This is a genomic window from Bacillus sp. GMs2/2 (assembly GCF_050172095.1).
GTDB lineage: Bacteria > Bacillota > Bacilli > Bacillales > Bacillaceae_G > Bacillus_A > Bacillus_A cereus.
This window is the reverse complement of the sequence record NZ_JBNLYE010000538.1, coordinates 1-2,135: the sequence shown is the minus strand read 5'-3', so window position 1 is coordinate 2,135 and position 2,135 is coordinate 1. Positions and strand designations below refer to the sequence as shown.

Below are 2,135 nucleotides of genomic sequence, written 5' to 3'. Positions count from 1 at the left end.
TGGATAAATACATAGGAAATTTAAGATAAATTGAGGAATTAGTAGGAGCGGATGAAAATTCCCTTTAGCCCTTAATGCATTATATTGTTCGCATAGATGATACAAATATTGCAGAACCATTTCATATAAAACAACTGTACGTAATGTGAACTACCCGCCACTTAACGTCCTAACGGACTGTTTGAAGTGGGGGCTTCTCGGTTAGTCGTTACTTTTGGTAGCTAACGAATTCGTCCTAAGACAGCCGAGCTAACTCCCTTGTTCCAAGGGTTATTTTATTGCTATCTATGCTAACGCCAATAGGCGTATTGCTTCATTTTTGATATTGATAGCTGCGTTATAATCTCTATCGAGATTTACACCGCATATACAAGAATAGACTCGCTCAGACAATGACATATTTTTCACATTTCCACAACTGCTACATGTTTTTGTGGAAGGAAACCATTTGTCTATTTTCACAAGCTGTTTGCCTTGTTCATTTAGTTTGTAAGCTAAGAAAGAAGTGAACATACCCCAAGCATTATCAGCGACGCTTTTTCCAAAATGAAATGCTTGCGATATTCCCTTCATATTTAGATCTTCAATAGCTACAACATCAAAATGAGTAGCTAACTCTTTAGACTTATGATGAAGGAAGTTCTTACGTTGGTTTGCTACTTTTTCATGCAGCTTAGCTACACGGATACGTTGTTTATTCCAACGCCCTGAACCTTTTGTACGTCTTGATAATACTCGTTGCGCCTTTGCTAATCGGTCTAACATTTCACGATAGAACTTAGGATAATTGGCTCTCTCATCCTCAGAACTGACGTATAATTGATCCATCGCAAAGTCTAATCCAACAACTGTTTCTACTTCTCTTTGTACGATCTCTTTTTCGTATTCAGTCAAAATGGACACATAGTATTTACCAGTAGGTGTCATAGAAATCGTACATGACTTGATTATATGGTCTTGTGGTATTTCTCTATGCTGTTTGATACGTACCATTTTCAGTTTTGGCAATTTGATATGACCATTAAGCAACATAATATTTCCGTTCACTACATTCGTTGTATAAGACTTTCTGTCTTTTTTGCTTTTGAATGTTGGGAAGTCATTTTGACCACGAAAGAAATTTTTATAGGCAGTTTGCAAGTTTAGTTGAGCATTTGCCAAAGCTAATGAATCAACTTCTTTTAACCACTCAAATTCTGCTTTGTATTTTGCAGGAGTGGGAAGCTTTTGTTTCTTTAGTTGATCCTTATCATCTTTATGTTTTTCATACGCTTCTTTCCGTTCAGCTAACATTCTGTTATACACGAAACGTACACAACCGAAGGTTTTACGCATAAGATGTGCTTGGTCTTCTGTTGGATACATACGGAATTTATATGCTTTATTCTGCTTTGTCATATCATTTCACCTCACTTTTCACTTTGATTTTCAATATATGTTTTTACTACGTCTATTGGCGAACCACCAGTAGTTAGCAAGCAAAAACTTCTTGCCCAAAACATCTCTTTCCAAAGTTTCTTTTTCACTTGTGGAAAGTCTCTTTTAATAAGTCGAGAACTTGCACTTTTATAAGCATTAATGAATTTTGTCATTTCTGTATTAGGATGTGCCTTGAACAAAATATGAACGTGGTCTACATCATGATTCCATTCAACTAACGTGATGTTATAGTTTTCAGATAGTCGAACAAACATATCTTTTGCATAGTCTGACATATCATCATCAAATACATTTTTTCTGTATTTCACAACCAACACAAGGTGATAATATAACAAGAATACTGAATGATTATTACTATCTAATTTCATTTATATACCAGCCTTTATAATTTATAAGACTGATTATATCAGAGGTAAAATAAAAAGGAAAACCTTTTGGCTACGCCCTTCACACGCTTGTGGAAGGAGAATTCTTTCGGGAAATTCGTTAAAAATTTGGCTCTAACCTATGAATTTAATGGAATCCAATTTGTATCCCAATACTCGAATAAAGATAATTTGTGACATATTTTAAAATAAACTACATATCAAGCACTCTTTTTTTAAAATTGATATAATATGAGCAAACATCATTGCTCAATACTTCACAATCAAAAAGGAGAAATTGATATGAGAAAACGAATACGCTTAGTAATA

Annotated in this window: 2 protein-coding genes; both read right to left on the bottom strand. The window is 34.4% G+C overall.

The annotated features are described in order from the left end of the window. Nucleotides 1-285: 285 nt before the first annotated feature. The gene (locus tag ACQGS6_RS27100; RefSeq protein WP_369622719.1) at nt 286-1,398 is read right to left on the bottom strand and encodes an RNA-guided endonuclease TnpB family protein; all 1,113 of its coding nucleotides are present in this window, start codon (nt 1,396-1,398) and stop codon (nt 286-288) included. Nucleotides 1,399-1,409: 11 nt separating this feature from the next. Beyond that, on the bottom strand, nt 1,410-1,808 hold the full coding sequence (gene tnpA / locus ACQGS6_RS27095) for an IS200/IS605 family transposase (RefSeq protein WP_369622718.1): 399 nt from the start codon (nt 1,806-1,808) through the stop codon (nt 1,410-1,412). Between the last annotated feature and the right edge of the window lie 327 nt (nt 1,809-2,135).